Genomic DNA, 18421 nt, shown 5'->3' on the forward strand with positions numbered 1-18421 from the left:
ACTTTTTCTCAGCCTCTATTTAATTAAATCCTAGTAATTTTATCAAATTTGTTGTAAATAATGAAAACATGAATTATATTATAAGATATACATAACATGTTACATAATGAAAATGGGGGAAACGTTTCATGAAATTATCTCGAAAATTAATTCTATTAGTTACAATTCTTATTAGTGTTAATCTAGCAGCCTGTGCAGATGAAGCCGAAGATACTGCTGGCACTGAAGATGTAAACGAGGGAAATCAACAAGGGGGAGACCTGGTGATTGCTAGTGGATCTGACATCGTGACATTAGATCCAACCGGTTCCAATGATCTTCCGTCCTTCAACATTCAACATAACATCTTTGAACAATTAGTTCGTCAGGATGAAAATATGGAACCGCAACCCAGCCTTGCAGAAAGCTGGGAAAGCATTGATGATACAACGTGGGAGTTTAAACTCCGTGAAGGGGTTAAATTTCATGATGGTTCTGATTTTAATGCCGATGTCGTTAAGGCTAATATCGAGCGTATTCTTGACCCGGATATTGCAGCTACAGGTGCCAATAGACTGGAAATGATTTCGGAAGTTAAGGTAGTAGATGATTATACGGTTCATTTTATAACCGAATACCCTTTCTCACCACTTCCAGCACATCTTGCGAATAATGTTGCCGGCATGATTTCAATAGAACAAATTGAGGATGATTATGCAGCCATGGAAGAAGGGGAGGATCCTGGTAGTGTTATAAATCAAAATCCTGCGGGTACTGGTTATTTCAAATTTGAGGATTGGGAGCCGGGACAACATATTCGTCTTATTAAAAATGAAGAATACTGGGATGGGGAAGCAAATCTAGATTCTGTCACATTTAAAGTTGTCCCAGAGGATTTAACACGTATTGCTGAACTGGAAACGGGGGATTCCCATGTTTCCCATCCTTTAAGTCCTTCCGATATTGCACAGGTAGAAACTTCAGATAAATTATATGTGAATCGTCAGTCGAGTCTTGGAATAGATTATCTTGGTTTTAATCTGGAGAAAGAGCCATTTGATGATGAACGTGTGCGTCAAGCTATTTCGATGGCCATAGATAAAGAACAAATTGTCGAAGGTATTTACGACGGCGTTGGTATTACAGCTGCTGGGCCTCTTGCCCCTGATGTTTTCGGCTATGATGAAAGTATAGATGGTATTAAATATGATCCCGAAGCAGCTCAAGAACTATTAGCCGAAGCAGGCTATGAAGACGGATTTTCAACGACGATTTGGACGAACGAAGACCGGGAACGTGAGGACATGGCAACAAATGTTCAAGCTCAACTTGCTGAAATTGGAATAGATGTCGAAGTGAAAATACTGGAATGGGGTGCTTACCTAGATGAAACAGCAAATGGTAACCATGATATGTTCGTATTAGGATGGTACAGTGGTACGGGAGATGCTGATAATAGCTTATATCCATTGTTTCATTCGAATAATCTCGGTTCATCCGGGAATAAAACATTTACGCAAAATGATGATATAGATGCACAATTGGAAGAAGCACGTCAAGCTCCTCAGGAAGAACGTGTAGCATTATATAGTGAACTTCAGGAAATGCTTGTTGAACATGCCCCAATGGTATACATGCTTCATAAAGAATATTTATTAGGGGTAAGTGAAACGGTCAAAGGGTTGTCTCAGGCTCCAACCCAAATGTTGGAACTTAAAGATGCGTATATAGAAGAATAAGAGAAATAGAGGATTTTTTCAAAAGTATGATAGATTCAATTGAAGATGCTTCTAATCTTAAAAGGAGTGTACGAATTTGGCACCATTCGATAATTTACAGAAAACGTATCCGGAATTATATAAAAATATAAAAGCCGTTTTTAACAAAGTAGTGACGATAAGGCAGGATTTACATAAACATCCTGAGTTGGCATTCAAAGAAACTAGGACTGCTTCAATAGTAGCAGAGAACTTACGTGAATGGGGGTATGAGGTGCAGGAAGGGGTTGGCAAGACAGGAGTGGTCGGATTACTTAAAGGAAAGATGGATGGTCCTGTTGTCGGGTTGCGAGCAGACATGGATGCGCTACCGATGATGGACGAAATCAATCAACCCTACCGAAGTCAAAAAGAAAATGTAGCGCATACCTGTGGTCATGATTCTCATACAGCTATTTTACTAGGTGTTGCTAAAATACTTGCAGAAAATGGATTAGAAAAGGGAGCATTAAAAGTCATTTTCCAGCCAGCTGAAGAAATTGGTGAGGGTGCAGCAGCGATGATTGCTGATGGCGTATTGGAAAATCCAAAAGTTGATATGATGGCAGGTCTTCATGTTCATCCCACTGTTTCGACGGGAGCGTTTTCACTTGCTTCAACAGAATATAGTTGTGCTGCGATGGATCTTTTCGAGATTAAAATTCACGGAAAAGGTGGACATGCTGCTCATCCTCACACAACGGTGGATCCAGTATTAATAGCCGCACAAGTATTAGTATCCTTACAGCAAATTGTGAGTCGTCAAACAGATCCGCTTGATCCTGTTGTTTTGAGTATTGGTCAAATTCATGGCGGCACGAAAGCAACCATTATACCGGATGCAGTTACGTTAAGTGGCACGGTTCGAACCTTGAATCCTATTACACGAAAAGAGGTAGCGGAAAAAATAGAGTCCATTGCCAGAAGTGTATCGAGAGGTCTCGGGGGAGATTGTGAAATTACGTATAATTATGTTACTCCTTCCATTAAAATCGATAACACATTGCGTCACTTATTCGAGGAAACTGTCCATACGCTTTTTTCAAGTGAATCTTTAAAGTTAACAGCGCCATCGATGGGTGGGGAAGATTTTGCTTATTATACCCATGAGGTTCCATCCGTTTTTTTCCGTCTTGGAACAAACAGCGGGAAAAGAACGTCCTTTTCTAATCATCATTCAAAATTTGATGTGGACGAAGAAGCATTTTTGTATGGTATGGCTGTACTATGTCACTTAACGGAGTCGTATTTTGAACAGCATGAATAAGTGTGATCGTTGCGCTCCATGTTATTTCTTGGAGTTTTCTATACTATTTTGAGCCCTCTTCTTTATAACTAGCGTTAGATACAATCGTGTTGAATATAGTAAGAGCTTGCGCTATTTTTACTGATTTTCGGTCGTCATGAAATCTTCATGGCGACCGTTTAGGCTACATTTCAGGATTGTGATCTATAATAGATCACTTCCCACTTGACTTATACTCATCGTTTATAAGCCTCGTGACTCTAGTTGATTCTTCTTGTTTCACTTCGGTTTTGGTTGCTTTTTTGCCATAAGCATCTTCTTCATCCATACCTGGGGCAGCAGCACTATTTGATTGTTGCTTTCTTCGCGTTTTATCCATGAAATCCCTCCAATCCTTGTTATTTTGTCTTAACGTTGGGAAATTATTATAGAAAGTGTTTAGCTTAAAAATGAAGTAGCCTTATAAATCTTCCGAGTCGACTACGGTAAACGGACGCATCATATCATAATCTTCATGCTCCAGAATATGACAATGCCACACATAGTCTCCGGTATAGGAAGCAAATTTAGCGATAACGCGAGTAATCTGTGCAGAAGGTGCTGAAACTGTGTCTTTCCACCCCTGTTCATTCGGTTCTGGGGCTGTAGCTTTTCCTGTGAATACAATCCTTCCATCCTCATTATATAAGTCTAGGTCAAACGGACGCCGATCTAAAATCTGAAATTGAATGAGATGAATATGAATCGGGTGAGCAAATCCGGTAACATTCATGAAAGACCAAATTTCGGTATCGCCTAACAGCGGTTTTTCTGTGACTGGATCTGTCCATTTTTTATTATCGAGTAATAATAAAGGGCGTCCATATTCATCGGTTGTGCCGATTAGTTTTAAATTTCGTATTGCTCTAATATCGTTTTTCCTTAAAGAAGGGATACGGGATAATATTCTTGGGATGGTACTATGATCCTTTCCGGAGAGAGGAACACTTACATCAAATTGCATCACTTCACCCGTTTCATCAGCTGGATCGGCATCTGGACCGAGGTCATTTTTTAAAATAATCTTTTTCCCTTTATGATTTGAGAAATCCAGAATGACATCCGCACGTTCTGCTGGTTCCATCGCTAATTTGTTTATTTTTACCGTCTTTTGCATCAGACCACCATCTGATCCAATTTGATAAAAAGGCTGACCTGAATCAAGTGTTAGTTGATACGCTCGTGTATTTGATGCATTAAGGATTCGAAAGCGGTATTTCCTTGGTTCCACTTCGAAGTATGGCCACACCTTCCCATTCACGATGATTTTATCACCAAGAAAGGCTGGTACGATGGAAGGATCGGGTAAATGATCTAACGGGTCATCTGGCTGACGGGGATAAAATAGGGAACCGTCTTTATTGAATGATCGGTCAAGGATCACAAGTGGAATTTCATAGTCATCTTTTGGCAGATTTAATGCTTTTTCATGTTGATCTCGAATGATGTACATACCAACGAGCCCTGCATAAACATTGAGCCTTGTTATTCCCATCGCATGATCGTGATACCATAGCAGTGTAGCCCGTTGTTGATTGGGATATTCATATATTTCCCTTTCGAAAAACGGTCCCACTTCTTTAAAGCCTTTGGTATACCATGCTTCAGGGTAACCATCACTTTCTGGGCTGGTCATGCCTCCATGTAAATGGGTAACGGTTCGTACTTCAGGGTGATGGGCAACATTGTGAATGGACCTATCAATTGGGAGAATATGTTTGGCGGGAAGGTTATTCAGCCATTTTACCTGTATCGGATCACCCTGATTAACGTCAATGGTCGGTCCGGGGAATTGGCGATTGTATCCCCACAATCGGGTTGGGTTTAAGTCTCGATGCAATTTCTGTGTGAATTGCTCCATTTGTACCTCATAATACGCACCTTTCGTATTTATTTGTTTTGGTTTTAATGTGCTTATCATTGGTAATGGGTCCACAAACTTCTTGAGTTTCATTTATTTTTCACTCCTGTCATTAGGTATTAGTATAGTAGATGACAGAAGCCTCATTCGTGCACGGCGTTTTCCCTAGTTCCTGTGTTTCTTTTATATAGATTTGCAGGTTCAACGCCTGAAGTTACATTTAAAGAATAAGGATCTAAAGAACCCCGTCCTCAGAGCGTGAACGGGGTCGCTTACCTATTCGACTGTTATTTGAACGTTACCGATTGTACTGTAGCTAGCTTCATACGTTCCTTTTTCAATTCGAAGTGGGGAAATGAACGTTCCTGAGGAAATCACCATCCCTTTTTTCAAACTTCTATTATGGGCTGCCAGTTTCTTTGTCAACCAAGCCACGGCTGAAACTGGATTACCCAGTACGTTTGCTGAACGTCCTTCTCCGATTTTTTCCCCGTTATGGTACAGATCCATGTTAATTTCTTCTAATTCATTGAAAGATGGTGGGTCAACAGATTCTGAAAAAACAACACGTCCAGCTACCCCGTTATCGCATAAAAGATCGGCTAATGTGAAATTAGGAAACCAATCCTTGTAGCGGGAATCGGGAATTTCGAGCCCAGCAGCGATTTTACTTTTGCTTAGAATCTCATCTTCCGCTGCGCTAAAGGATAAATCATCGGTTAGTATAAACATTAATTCCGGTTCGACGAGCGGGTCAATCAGATTGGATAAACGGATTGTACTAGAGCTTTCTACCATACTGGTTGTTGTTAATGTACCATAAGCCGGTTCATTCGTGTTTGCTAATTCCTGCGTTTCCGGACTCGTCATACTAATTTTATAGCCGGTAATGTCTTCATCATAAAGCGCACATTTTTTCTGAACGAGTTGCTTCTGTATTTCGTATGCTGTTTGTTCATCTAATGTATAATCATACCGGATAAAATCAATAGGAGATTTCCTCTTTTGTGCATTCAATAGTTTATGTACAATGTGATCTATATCATTTGTCATAGAATTACTCCTTTCTAATATAAGAATAATAGAATTTTATGAATGTGTAAAACGAAAGAAAAGCTTTCATTCCCTTAAAAAGGCATAGTTGCATATATTGTTATTTATAATGCATGGTTGTAAGAAGGGAGGTCTGTTAATGTATTATGTATATCCCCTTTATTATTACCCAGCCTGCTATCATCATGCTTCAAGGTCAGTTCGTCAATACTCATCTGTGGACCCCGATCTTTTTCAACAGTCGGCAAATGAGACGAAAAAAATAATGAATGATGCAAATGTGATCATTGATGAATTAGCGGAGTCGCAAACATTTCATGAAAAATTAATGCAGGCTGCACAAGCTTCAGATCAAAATGAAGTTAACCGACTTATTCATTCTTTAGACATTGCAACAGAGGTGGATGTATCTTTTAATCCGGATAACTTACGATTGGAGTTTAGGTCAAAAACTGCTGATACGAATCTGGAATGCTGCCGGTTACTTATTGCGTTACGGTGGAGATAATTCTCGTATAAATGGGGGATTATGTTTTTCTATACTTGTGACCTTACAAACAATTTTCACTTTCCGAACTAACATGGAAAAAGCATCCCCAAAAATGTTGAAAGAGGAACACTCTTGGGGGAATAATTATTATTCTCCCAACAATTCTAAAAGCACTTGGGCAATAATTCTCCCGGCTGACTTAGGGGCCGTTTTTCCAGGTAATCCCAATGCATGTACAGCTTTGATTCCATGCTTTTTTGCAAATTCAAAATCAGTACCTCCAGGCTTTGAAGCGAGGTCTATGATGAGAGAAGATGGCTCCATAGCTAAAATAGTAGAAGAATCAATAATGCGATGCGGAATTGTATTAATGCAAATATCAACATCGCCTATATTTTTCTCTAAGTTACCTAATTGTATAGGCTTCAGTCCCATTTCCGTTATCCGAGCAATATCGGCAGCGCTTCTTACGCCTACCCGGACATCCGCCCCAACAGCATCAAAAAGTCGAGCAACTGTGATCCCAACTCTTCCAAAACCAAGTATCATCACGTTCGATCCATGAATTGTAACATCTAATTCATCCATTGCCAGGTTCAAGGCTCCTTCAGCGGTAGGAATAGAATTAAATATGGCCATGTCATCACGGGTGAATAAACGGACCAATCTTCTGTTGGTTGATGCGGATACTTGATCTAAAAACGAATTGGATGTACCTGTATAAATCGTACAATGCTCTGGTGTTTGTTCAAATAGATCTTCCGATAAATAAATGGTTTCATCAGCGTAATTAGCTCTTATTTCTCCAGCTATGTTTGTACCTCCCACAGGTAATATTATGGCATCTATCATACTCATATCCAATTTATCCAAGTCTGTTTGACGAATGGAAGGAGATTCAAACCTTAATTGACCGTATCCAATTAAAAAAATAGCTGCACCCTCAGCAGTTAACTTATCAATAACCTCCAGATATCTAGCGTCTCCACCTATGATGAGCAGCTTTTGGTTGTTTAACAAAGTCGATTCCACCTTTCCAGATTTTTAAATATGTAAATGGTACCTATATAAGATATTAATACGTTTGATAATTATGCTTATACAGATCTGTTTATTTTAAAAAAACACGGAAGGGAATAGGAAGGATTTAATAAATACATAGAAATATAGTCACTTGCAACAGATGTAAACAAGTGACTGTATTTTTTAGTTTAACGACGTTCTTGCATCGACGATTTCTTTGACATGTTCTACAGCTTCCGGATCTTCAAGCCCCGTTACATCACTGTAGACTTTTCCTTCTGCAATGATCTCCTTTAACAAACGGCGCATGATTTTTCCACTAACGGTCTTTGGTAAGGATTCAGTAAAAATAATAGCTTTTGGATGTGCGATCTTACCGATTTGTTGCTCAATTCGCTGGTTTATTTGTTCCTTAAGCGCTACTGTTTCTGCCATATCATCGACTAAACGAGCAAATACAACTGGAACTTCACCTTTTATCTCATCAGGGATACCAATTACAGCTGTTTCCGAGACCCCCTCACATTCCATGACAGCGCTTTCCATTTCCATCGTACTCAATCGGTGTCCTGCCACATTAAGCGCATCATCCGAACGGCCGACAACCCATAAGTAGCCATCCTCATCCACTAGAGCCAAGTCACTGGCAAAATAGCTTCCGTCTACTTGACTAAAATAGGTGCTGTAGTAGCGCTCAGGCTCCTTCCAAAGTGTACGGGACAGCATTGGGAACGGTTTCTTTATAATTAAATTGCCTAATGTACCAGGCTGAACAGAATTACCCTCACTATCTACGACGTCGAAGGCTGCACCTAAAAAGGGGAGACCTGTAGCTCCAGGTTTCATAGGTGTCAGCCAAGCTGCTCCTGCGATTGGAGATCCTGCTGTTTCTGTTTGCCCCCATGTGTTGTTCACATAAACATTTTCCTTGCCGAGTACCTCATATGTCCATTTCCATGTTTCCATATCAAACGGTTCTCCAACAAGCGAAATGACATCAAGACAGGATAAGTCATATTGCTTTAAGGTTTTTTCACCTGTGCTTTTTAACATTCGGAGTGCTGTGGGAGCTGTAAATAATTTATTGATACGATATTTTTCTATAATTTGATAGAAACGGTCTTTTGTCGGATAATCGGGTGCTCCTTCATAGACGACCGTTGTTACACCATTTGCCAGGGAGCCAACAATTCCCCAGATATGCATCGTTAACCAACCAACATCAGCGCTGCACCAGAAGACATCATCTGGGTGATGGTCCATGTGATACTTGGCGTAAATATAGTTTTGAATGACAAATGCCATTCCGGAATGGACGACTCCTTTTGGTTTTCCTGTTGTACCACTTGTATAAAACACAATTCCGGGATCATTGGCTTCGATTCGTTCCGGTTCGGAGTCAATGCTTGCGTTTTGGGTAAGTTCGTTCCACCAATAATCACGTCCAACCTTCATTTTGATATCTGAATTCAAGCGATTGACAACAATAACTGCTTCAATCGGAGTGATTTCTTCGAGGACATGATCTACCTTCTCCTTTAATGCAATAACTTTACCACGGCGCTCGGTTGCATCTGCAGTCACGATAACTTTCGCTTCAAAATTGGTAAGTCGATCTTTCAATGATTTTTCCGAATAACCGGAGAAGATAGTATTATATATGGCGCCAATACGAAAGCACGCTAATACAGCAATAAATGCCTCGGACAGGTTTGGCAGGTAAATCGCTACACAATCTCCTTTTTTAACACCGAATGAACGCAAGACATTCGCAAAGCGATTCACTTCAGCGAGTAGCATATTGTACGTGTAAAATGTTGTATCGCCATTTTCGCCTTCCCAGATGAGAGCTGTTCGATTTCCTGCGCCATTATCGATATGCCGATCCAGTAAGTTTACACATGGATTGCTAATCCCACCTGTAAAAAATTGGAAATCAGGAAGTTCTCCACTTATTGTTTCGTGCCATGGCTCGTACCATACAAGCTCACGAGCAACACTGTCCCAGAAGGAAGCAGGGTCTTTTTGGGATTGGTCCAAAAGTTCCTGAAAAGCTTCACTGCTCCCAATCGATGTGATTTGTTCCTTTTCTTTGGCCGGATAAACAAGCTCACTTTGTGATATCACTTTTAAAATGCCACTTACATCCATTTGCATTCTCCTTTAAATTTTATTTTACATTGTTACCCATATTATACATAAATTTCTGAATAAAATAAACAGATTTATTACCTTACGAAAAAGAAAATATAAGACATGCTACAACGTTCCTTTAGTCTCAAGCTTAAAAGCGGTCTTTTTGTTTTACTCATTATTCATCTTTGCTTGGAATAGAATAAGGAAGAAGCGTTGTCCAACTCTGTAGCCGTCATTCAGGTAATGCTAATCAATTAGGAAGGGGTTCCCACATGAAACAATTCATGATAAAAAATGGACTAGTAGTAACAGGGGGAGCCATTCAAGGGTTAGGAATGGGACTATTTCTATTTCCCCATTCTATTCCATCAGGTGGAGCTGCCGGAATAGCAGTAATGTTAAATTACTTGTTTGGCATTAGCACGGGGCTTGCGATGTGGATTGTAAATTTCTCCTTACTGTTATTTGGGGTCAAGTTTTTTGGAAAGCGATTTGTCATATGGACAATTGTCGGTATTACCGTAACATCTGCTACGGTTCATCTTTTCGAAGTCCATGGTTCTATTCCGAATCGAAATATATGGTATGATCTTTTCTTTGGGTCTGTATTTCTCGGAACAGGGGTTGGTATGGTTATGCGACAGGGAGTCTCTAATGGGGGATTTGGCGTCGTTGCCCTGATTATTTCTTCCGGGAGAAATCTTCTGCCCGGAAAACCCTTGTTTTACATTAATGGTTCTATTTTTCTAATCACCGGGTTCATTATTGACTTGAAAATAATACTTCTAGCTCTTGTAAGTCAATGGATTTCCACAAGAACAATCGATCTTATATGTCAAATGGATTTCAGGCGAACGTACACGTTAGATTGGAAGAAAAAAACGTAAACCATACTTACATATAGTTATAACGGAATGCTGTACTTTTGTTCACTTTTCCATCTTTTCCTTTTACATGCAGCAGGAATAAGACAAGCAAACCGACAATAAGCGTAAATGCAGCAATGGATAAAAACATGCCGGTGTTTGTCCAAGTCATCAGACGGGTAAATATGGGCGGTCCCAGGGCGACACCGAGAAATCGAACAGATCCGTATAAGGAAGTCACAAATCCTCTTCGTTCCTTTCCGACTGCTCCGGTTATGATACTATTTATGCATGGCAAAATAAGACCTGCGCCCACACTGCTGATGGCAAGTACTGCAAGAAAAGGGATAAGATTCTCGAAAAAAACAAGCGATCCATAGGATATGCTCATCAGAGCAAACCCAAATACGGAGAGCATTTTCATTTTTTCCAGATTCTTACCTATTTTGCTTCCTGTGATATAAGACGTTGTAACCATGACAAGTAAAGGTATTGCTAATATCAGTCCCTTCATAATGCCGTCAATGTTATAGTTTGTTTCCAATACATCTGATAAATAAAATAGGATTCCGAAAAGGGTGAATAGACAAGCTCCACCAGCCAGGTATGTGGTAAAAATCCATCTACCTTCATGCTTAAAGACACTTAACAATCCTCTGACATATTTAGGAAAAGGAGGAGGGGATTGCCGGTTACTTTTTTCTTTAATAAAAATCCATACAAGTAAAGCTGAAATTAAGCTAATGCCAGGAAATGCGAAAAAAACATCATACCAAGCGATTAGCGCTACAAGTGATCCAAGTATCGGTGATACGACTTTCCCGAGTCCATTCGATGCTTCAAAAATACCGAGAACTCGGCTTTGTTCTGCACCTTTAAACAAATCGCCTGTTAATGCCATTGCAATTGGAGCTGTACCTGCCGCACCAATACCTTGTATCGTCCGTCCAATGAGAACCCATATATAAGATTGCGAAAACATCATAGCGGCGAGACCGGCAAGCAATCCACCAAGTCCAAATAGAATTAACGATGGAACAATAATCATTTTTCGTGAAAAACGATCGGAAAGATAGCCGACAATGGGAATTGCGATCGCACCCGCAATAGAAAAAACAGTAATCGTTAAACTCACCTGTAGTTGAGAAAGTTCCAATGATGATTTCATTTGCGGTAAAATTGGGATCAACATGGAATTTCCCAGTGTCATCATAAGCGGAATGGAACCAATGGCAAAAATGGTCATGCCCTTATTTTGGGGTTTCATTTTCTCCACTCCTTACTTTATATTTATTGGCGGAGCAACAATCCAGCCTTTTTCTTTGATAATATGGAGTAGTTTTTGTTCATATTCTGCTTTTTGTGTATGGAATTCTTCAAACATTGTTTTGATGTCTTCCCGGATGGCGATTCCGATGATATAGCTACAGGTGATTTCTCCAGTTGTTAATTCTTTTTTAACCATTTCAGCGATTTCCGGATCTTGAAATCTGGCCCCCGCAGGAATATCCTGCACTTCTACATTTGGACGATCAGGCGGTGCAGGCGGTAACCTGATACCGGTTTGTTTTAGCAATGCTTCAACCTGTTGCGCTTCCATCGTAAATATATTTTCCAGAAGGTCTTCTAAAAGAATTCTTAAATCATGATCACCAGTATGATTGATGAAGACTTGCATGGTTACTAAAAAGCCCTTTGTACGATATAAATAAGTCCAAAGGTTAAAAACCTCTCCGGAATGTAATGGTTCTTCTTCTTGTTTTTCACCTAATATTCCCATGAGAATTACCTCCAACGCGTAATGTCTCCTTAGGATTCCTAAGAAGCTATAATTTATGCCTAAAAAGGATAAAGAATTGGTGTTTTAGCAGGTCTATGTAAATTTGGAGGGTCAACTTTTTACGCCATAAAGGATAAATAATACGCCAAGTATAATCCAAATGAATTTTTCGAAGGATAATTTATCAGCCATACCAAATAGACCAATGGTGGTAGTGATGAGAAGAACCAATGGACCTATAATGGCAAGTGAACTATTAATAATGAGTGCTTTATCAATTTCATTAAATCGAATCATAAGATATGCAGCAAAAATTTCGATAAAGCCGGATAGCACGCGTAAAAGTGCCATTCCAATGACAGTTTTTTCTAGTAAAGTAAACATCACTATTCCCCCCGTAAATTACTTCTTTCATTATATGCATGACTTGTCCACATAAGGACGGAAATGGAAAAAGTATTTCATCAAGCTAAACGAAGGCCTTTTGAGAAAGGCTTTCGTTTAACTAGAATATTTATATAATCCCTTTATCCTTTAGGTAATTGATTATTATTTCTGCTGCATCTTTCACGGTGTATCGTACGGTATCAATGGTTAGTTCAGGATTAACAGGGGGTTCGTAAGGGGAGTCGATCCCGGTGAAACCATGAATTTCTCCATTTCTTGCTTTTTGATACAAGCCCTTTGGGTCCCGTATTTCACAGATGTTGAATGGGCAATCAATAAATACTTCTATAAATTCTCCTTGCTCGAATCGTTTTCGAACTTGGTTTCGATCTTTTCGATATGGAGAAATGAATGCTGTTATCGCGATTTGCCCACTATCGACAAAGAGCTTTGCTGCTTCACCAACTCTTCGAATATTCTCTATGCGATCTTCTTGGCGAAAACCAAGTCCTTTGTTCAAACCGTGTCGAATATTATCTCCATCAAGTACATAACTTCTTATTCCAGATGTAAACAATTGATAATCCAGTTCGTTGGCCAGCGTTGACTTTCCGGAACCGGAAAAACCGGTAAACCAAATTACGCAGCTTTTATGATTGTTTACATGTTGTCGATCTTCTTTTGTTATAGCGGTCGGATGCCATACAATGTTTGGTTGAATCATGATTATTGCTTCACTTCCATTCCTGTTTTTGACATACCTTCGATAAGTTTGCTTGCTACTTCCGGACGGCTAAATTCTTTTGGAGGCATCTTTCCTTCTCGTAACATAGCTCTTACTTTTGTACCGGAAAGGGATACATGATCCTCCTTGGGGTGTGGACAGGTTTTAGCTGTTGCCATAGCCTCACATTTCTTACAATAAAAGCTGTTTTCGAAACAAAAAATCTTTATACCTATCTCTTCTTCCGAAAATTGACGGAAGATCTTCTGAGCATCGTAGGTACCATAATAATCACCTACACCGGCATGATCGCGCCCAACGATGAAATGGGTGCACCCATAATTTTTGCGAACTAATGCATGAAATATTGCCTCTCTTGGGCCTGCATATCGCATTGCTGCTGGAAATACAGACAAGCAAACACGCTGTTTTGGATAATAATTTTCTAATAGAACTTGATAGCATTCCATTCTTCGTTCACTAGGAATATCACCGTCTTTTGTTTCACCGACGAGTGGATGAAGAAGTAAGCCATCTACTGTTTCTAATGCTGCTTTCTGAATATATTCATGTGCCCGATGTACGGGATTTCGTGTTTGAAAGCCAACGATTGTTTCCCATCCTAACTGCCTAAACATATTTCTTGTCTCGGCAGGTTTAAGATTGTATTTTTGGAAAGATAGCTTTTGTGGATAATGAACCAGTGTAATCGGCCCGCCTAAGTAGATATTAGGGCGTTCTAATAATTTTTTTACACCGGGGTGATTTGGATCAGTGGTTTGATAAACTTGCTTTGCTTCTTCATTTTTGTCAGGTGTATACATTTCATGGACAGTCATGACACCATAAACGGTATGGTCTTGAACTAAATTAATCGTATCTCCGATATCAATGAAATTGGCTTTTTTATTATCAATAGGTAGCGTGATCGGAATACTCCATGGAAGCCCATTTTTTAATGTTATGTTATTCACAACAGATTGGTAATCAGCTTTACCCATAAACCCGGTTAAGGGACTATAGGCTCCAATGGCAAGTAGCTCCAAATCGCTCAAGGCTATTGGATCCAAATGTACTGTTTCGTTTTTCATATTGACTTTATATGTTGTATCAACACTGTTTATTAATAAACCACCATGAGGCTTATTCATCTTAATTACCCCCTATATTTTTAGGTACTACTTTTTCTTTGTATATCGACTGGGTTTTCTCGTCTGGTTTCCACAAACTTAATAAGTAAACGATTGTCATCAGTATTAATAATATAGCTATTCCTGATAAATCAAAGTCTACAAAGAATTTCACAAAATTATAGGAAATAACGAGAGACAAAATCGGCGAGATAACCCACGTTTTAACTAACTTTGCAATAATAGCTTCCTTCCATATTTTCCTACCTTTATCAGAAGTCCCAACCCCTAAAATGCTACATGTTGTCACTTGTGCATGGGGAACCGGGACACCAAAATAGGAAGCAATTATTACTAAAGTCGCCCCAATTCCCGATACAGCTCCTCCTTGTAATAAACTTAAATTTGTAATCCGCTTGCCATTTGTTTCAATTACTTTTCCACCGAGAAAAAATGCTCCCAGTGCAACAAATAGTCCACCGGTGAAGGTTCCTTGTTCAATGGTAATGAGTCCGGCAGCAACGAGTGGTCCAACAGAGTTAGCAACGTTATTCATTCCGGAAGAAAATGCTTCTAAAAAACCAACTAGAATAACGGCAGTAGCTAAAATTGTTTGCCATTTACCTATAGATAGGGAAGGGAATTTTTTCTCGATTACCCTAATGATTCGATTTGCAAAAAATGATAGTAAAAAGGCAGTAGTAGGCAGGACTATCCAATATATGACAATGGTGATTAGTGTATGAATGAATAGTGCATTAAATGCCATACCAACACCCACTATGGCTCCAACAGTAACTTCACTTGTTGATAAAGGAATACCACTCAGATTCGCTATAAATAAAGATATACATGCAGAACTAAGGATGATAAGAGCAATAGTGACAGAGATAACATTTTCCGGCACAATCCCTGAACCTAATGTCTTAACAACTGCTCCACCGCCTAATACCGCGCCGAGAAACACTCCTATTCCACAAACGAGTAATGCTATTTTTTTCGTTTTTATTGCGCCGGATCCATACGTGATCCCCATCGAAGCTGCTGCACCACTAGCTCCTATATTGGTAGCAAAAAAGTAAGCAATAAGAAATAAGAGTAATGTTGTTACCACTGTAAACAGTCCCTACTTAAGCTTGATGGATGCCGCATTCCTTTTTTTCAAAATTTGCCCATCTACCTGAACGTGCGTCTGCTTGTGTTCCTGATTGAACTGGGAGTGTACACATCTCACAACCGATACTTGGATAATGTTTGTCATGCAATTCATTGTAATCTAAGTTGTTTAATTTGATATACGTCCAGATATCGTCCCATGTCCAATGAATTAAAGGGCAAATTTTCACGCGTTGGAATTTGGTATCTTTGTTGATATACGCAGTTTTTTTTCTGCTGCTGGATTGTTCCCGCCTTAATCCGGAGATCCAGGCATCTACATGCGATAGTTCAGACTCCAGTGGTTCTATTTTTCGTAGATGGCAGCACAAATTGGGGTGACGTTCCCAAAGTTTGTCACCATGTTCATCTGCTTGTTGCTTCAAGCTCAAATCTGGTTTGGTCATTTTGATATGCAGACGTGGATATTTTTGTTTTACTTTTTCGATAAGGGAATAGGTTTCTTTGAAATGCAGACCAGTATCTAAAAATACGACAGTTGCTAGTGGATTAACCTTGGCAATAAGGTCAATAAGAACGATTCCCTCTGCACCAAAACTGCAGGCATAGGTAATCTTATCTTCATACACCTGGTAGGCCCATTTAATCACGTCCATGAAATCATTTAATTCAGACTCGAGCTGTCCGTGATCGTATTCATTCCAGTTTTCATAGGTTAGTTTTTTCTCCATTTTCCCCCCACTTTCTTTTTCGTTATTCCACAGTTTCTTCTAGGTGTTTGCCTTAGAGTAAATGTATTCAGATAGCTTACAGATTGTTAATGTGATAAGAGCCTATTTTTTCCTTTAGATAAAAAGTGTAACGAATAGGAATTGGGCGAATATACATAGTATGAGTATCCTGATTAACTACAGAAACGTTGAAAACACAAAGGTTGGGAGCAACATGTATGCAGGTAACGATTTATCAAGGTAGAAATTCTCCGCCAACAGCTGCAGATGTTACGATTGTGATTGATGTTATTCGAGCTTTTACAGTAGCACATTATGCTTTTATTCAAGGGGTTCGTCGTATATTTCTTGCAGAATCTGTAGAACAAGCGGTTCAGATGAAGAGGGAGAATCCTGAATATCTTCTGGCGGGGGAGGTGGATGGTTTACCCATTACTGGATTTGATTTGGATAACTCACCGTACCATATCCAGCAAAAAAATCTTTTAGGGAAAACACTTGTGCAAAAGACAACAAATGGGGTGCGAGCTACTTTAAATTGTTTGTCATCGGATCATGTTTTTGTCACAGGGCTTACCAATGCGAGACAAACAGCAAATTTTGTTAGGGAGACAGCCAACGAGGAAAAGGAGAAAACCGTTCATATCATTGCTTCCCATCCAAGTGGTGACGATGATCTTGCTTGTGCAGCATATATAAAAAGCATAATAGAGAATACTTCTGATTCTATTTCATTACTGGAGGTAAAGAAACGAATAAAACATGCACATGTGGCTAAAAAATTTTTTGATACGGGAAACAAAGCTTTTATGCCTGAAGATATCGCTTCATGCATCAAGGAATTAAATACGGATTTCGTTATGAAAGTGAAAAAAACATATGAGATACCAATGATTGAGAGGGTTCATGTATGACAGAAACGGGATTAGTTTTGCCAAAAAGGGAAATAAAGCCTAGAGAAACCGGATTAACCATTTTGATTGATAATGGTGTTTCTATGAATGTATTTAAAGATACCATAGCAAGTGCAAGTGATTATATCGATATTGTTAAATTTGGTTGGGGTACATCGCTTGTCACTCATGCGTTGGGACAAAAAATAGATTGGCTACGCAGGTATGAGATTGATTTCTTTTTTGGAGGTACTTTATTTGAAAAATTTCTAAGTCAGGACAAAGTCGAGGAGTACTTTAGGTATTGTCAAAAATTTAATTGCAATTATGTGGAAATATCGAATGGCACGATCCCCATTTCCAATCATACCAAGGCTAAATTCATCACGGATTTTTCCAGTGCATTTACGGTATTTAGTGAAGTAGGTAATAAAGATATTTCAGCGTCAAATGATCAGGACGGTGCGGAATGGATTGAAAATATTCATGAGGATTTAGAGGCTGGTGCAGCAAAAGTGATCACGGAAGCAAGGGAAAGTGGAACCAGTGGGATATGTAAGGAAGATGGGGAGATACGAGTTGATATTTTCGATCAAATAACAAGCTCAGGCATTCCGCTTGATAAAATGATTTTTGAAGCCCCAACGAAAAAAATGCAAACGTTCTTTATTCATCATGCAGGAGCGAATGTCAATCTTGCTAATATCGCTTTATCCGATGTCATTTCATTGGAGACATTACGTTTAGGGCTGCGTTCGGACACGTTTCATAGTCGTATTTAAAAAAGTTAGATAGGAAGAATGGTATAGAAAAAAACAAATAACCTGTTCATTTAGCAACTCTTATGCAAGAATCTGAATGATGAGATGTAGTGGTTTATGAGAAAAGCTAAGCTATGATCAGGATAGTGAGAATAAGTTTATGAAATAAATGAGAAGAGCCTGTGAAGTGACAGGTTCTTTTTATAGGTAATGAAATGTCTACATTCAGAATTCTGGAAATATAGTTTTTACGATTTAGCCAGTAATGGTAATAAGCGGGATTTTAGGAAGTTAAAGCTTACAAATACATGCATAATGAACTATATATTTTAGCTGCAAAATGGTCATAAATCCTGATTTTCCCATTATTGTAAAACTAATTTTGAAGTATTTATTTGTTAATAGGCCTATTTATTTATTTTTATTGTGTGAAAAAGATAGTATGAATC

18 protein-coding genes are annotated in these 18421 nt (G+C 39.1%); 6 read left to right on the forward strand and 12 right to left on the reverse strand.

What is annotated here, in order from left to right; all coding sequences use genetic code 11:
* Window positions 1-128: 128 nt before the first annotated feature.
* Both KFZ56_RS08830 and KFZ56_RS08835 read left to right on the forward strand, forming a co-directional pair.
* Window positions 129-1718 (forward strand): glutathione ABC transporter substrate-binding protein, encoded by a 1590-nt coding sequence (locus KFZ56_RS08830; protein ID WP_222641595.1) that lies wholly within the window; start codon window positions 129-131, stop codon window positions 1716-1718.
* A 76-nt stretch (window positions 1719-1794) separates the two neighbouring features.
* A complete protein-coding gene (locus KFZ56_RS08835; protein ID WP_222641596.1) occupies window positions 1795-3003 on the forward strand; it encodes a M20 metallopeptidase family protein in 1209 nt (402 codons plus the stop codon).
* A 193-nt stretch (window positions 3004-3196) separates the two neighbouring features.
* Here KFZ56_RS08835 and KFZ56_RS08840 read toward each other — a convergent pair whose 3' ends face one another.
* The 3 genes from KFZ56_RS08840 to KFZ56_RS08850 form a co-directional block, all read right to left on the reverse strand.
* A complete protein-coding gene (locus KFZ56_RS08840) occupies window positions 3197-3361 on the reverse strand; it encodes a hypothetical protein (protein ID WP_222641597.1) in 165 nt (54 codons plus the stop codon).
* An 81-nt stretch (window positions 3362-3442) separates the two neighbouring features.
* Window positions 3443-4975 carry a multicopper oxidase family protein gene (locus KFZ56_RS20165; RefSeq protein ID WP_222641598.1) on the reverse strand — a complete coding sequence of 511 codons (1533 nt, stop codon included), beginning with the start codon at window positions 4973-4975 and terminating at the stop codon, window positions 3443-3445.
* Between the two features lie 183 nt (window positions 4976-5158).
* Entirely contained in the window at window positions 5159-5935 is a 777-nt protein-coding gene (locus KFZ56_RS08850; protein WP_222641599.1) for a 2-keto-4-pentenoate hydratase, read from the reverse strand.
* A 139-nt stretch (window positions 5936-6074) separates the two neighbouring features.
* Between KFZ56_RS08850 and KFZ56_RS08855 the strand changes: the two genes are divergently transcribed.
* Window positions 6075-6443, forward strand: a complete 369-nt coding sequence (locus KFZ56_RS08855) for a YuzC family spore coat inner layer protein (RefSeq protein ID WP_222641600.1) — start codon at window positions 6075-6077, stop codon at window positions 6441-6443.
* Between the two features lie 129 nt (window positions 6444-6572).
* Here the strand turns inward: KFZ56_RS08855 and dpaA are convergent, their stop codons facing one another.
* Both dpaA and acs read right to left on the reverse strand, forming a co-directional pair.
* A complete protein-coding gene (gene dpaA, locus KFZ56_RS08860) occupies window positions 6573-7445 on the reverse strand; it encodes a dipicolinic acid synthetase subunit A (RefSeq protein ID WP_222641601.1) in 873 nt (290 codons plus the stop codon).
* A 186-nt stretch (window positions 7446-7631) separates the two neighbouring features.
* Window positions 7632-9599 carry an acetate--CoA ligase gene (gene acs, locus KFZ56_RS08865; protein WP_222641602.1) on the reverse strand — a complete coding sequence of 656 codons (1968 nt, stop codon included), beginning with the start codon at window positions 9597-9599 and terminating at the stop codon, window positions 7632-7634.
* A gap of 257 nt (window positions 9600-9856) precedes the next feature.
* Here acs and KFZ56_RS08870 point away from each other — a divergent pair, with 257 nt between their 5' ends.
* Window positions 9857-10471 (forward strand): YitT family protein, encoded by a 615-nt coding sequence (locus tag KFZ56_RS08870; protein WP_222641603.1) that lies wholly within the window; start codon window positions 9857-9859, stop codon window positions 10469-10471.
* 7 nt (window positions 10472-10478) lie between these two features.
* On the opposite strand, the gene KFZ56_RS08875 is transcribed toward KFZ56_RS08870, so the two are convergent.
* The 7 genes from KFZ56_RS08875 to KFZ56_RS08905 all read right to left on the reverse strand — a co-directional run bounded on the left by KFZ56_RS08875 (window position 10479) and on the right by KFZ56_RS08905 (window position 16318).
* Window positions 10479-11717: an MFS transporter gene (locus KFZ56_RS08875; protein ID WP_222641604.1), complete on the reverse strand. Its 1239-nt coding sequence runs from the start codon at window positions 11715-11717 to the stop codon at window positions 10479-10481.
* Window positions 11718-11729: 12 nt separating this feature from the next.
* Complete coding sequence (locus tag KFZ56_RS08880) at window positions 11730-12230, reverse strand: DUF3231 family protein (protein ID WP_222641605.1); 501 nt, start codon at window positions 12228-12230, stop codon at window positions 11730-11732.
* 111 nt (window positions 12231-12341) lie between these two features.
* Window positions 12342-12614 carry a YqhV family protein gene (locus KFZ56_RS08885; protein WP_222641606.1) on the reverse strand — a complete coding sequence of 91 codons (273 nt, stop codon included), beginning with the start codon at window positions 12612-12614 and terminating at the stop codon, window positions 12342-12344.
* Window positions 12615-12744: 130 nt separating this feature from the next.
* Complete coding sequence (cysC, locus tag KFZ56_RS08890) at window positions 12745-13344, reverse strand: adenylyl-sulfate kinase (protein ID WP_309228348.1); 600 nt, start codon at window positions 13342-13344, stop codon at window positions 12745-12747.
* Complete coding sequence (sat, locus tag KFZ56_RS08895) at window positions 13344-14498, reverse strand: sulfate adenylyltransferase (RefSeq protein WP_375540698.1); 1155 nt, start codon at window positions 14496-14498, stop codon at window positions 13344-13346. The genes cysC and sat overlap by 1 nt, the downstream gene beginning before the upstream one ends.
* Complete coding sequence (gene cysP, locus KFZ56_RS08900; RefSeq protein ID WP_309228281.1) at window positions 14494-15585, reverse strand: sulfate permease; 1092 nt, start codon at window positions 15583-15585, stop codon at window positions 14494-14496. The genes sat and cysP overlap by 5 nt, the downstream gene beginning before the upstream one ends.
* Window positions 15586-15601: 16 nt before the next feature.
* Window positions 15602-16318 (reverse strand): phosphoadenylyl-sulfate reductase, encoded by a 717-nt coding sequence (locus KFZ56_RS08905; RefSeq protein WP_222641609.1) that lies wholly within the window; start codon window positions 16316-16318, stop codon window positions 15602-15604.
* A gap of 218 nt (window positions 16319-16536) precedes the next feature.
* Between KFZ56_RS08905 and KFZ56_RS08910 the strand changes: the two genes are divergently transcribed.
* Both KFZ56_RS08910 and KFZ56_RS08915 read left to right on the forward strand, forming a co-directional pair.
* Window positions 16537-17232, forward strand: a complete 696-nt coding sequence (locus KFZ56_RS08910) for a 2-phosphosulfolactate phosphatase (RefSeq protein ID WP_222641610.1) — start codon at window positions 16537-16539, stop codon at window positions 17230-17232.
* On the forward strand, window positions 17229-17993 hold the full coding sequence (locus KFZ56_RS08915) for a phosphosulfolactate synthase (protein WP_222641611.1): 765 nt from the start codon (window positions 17229-17231) through the stop codon (window positions 17991-17993). Before KFZ56_RS08910 ends, KFZ56_RS08915 begins: the two co-directional genes overlap by 4 nt.
* The last annotated feature ends 428 nt before the right edge of the window (window positions 17994-18421 follow it).

The organism is Virgibacillus sp. NKC19-3, assembly GCF_019837165.1.
Classification (GTDB): domain Bacteria; phylum Bacillota; class Bacilli; order Bacillales; family Amphibacillaceae; genus Virgibacillus_L; species Virgibacillus_L saliphilus.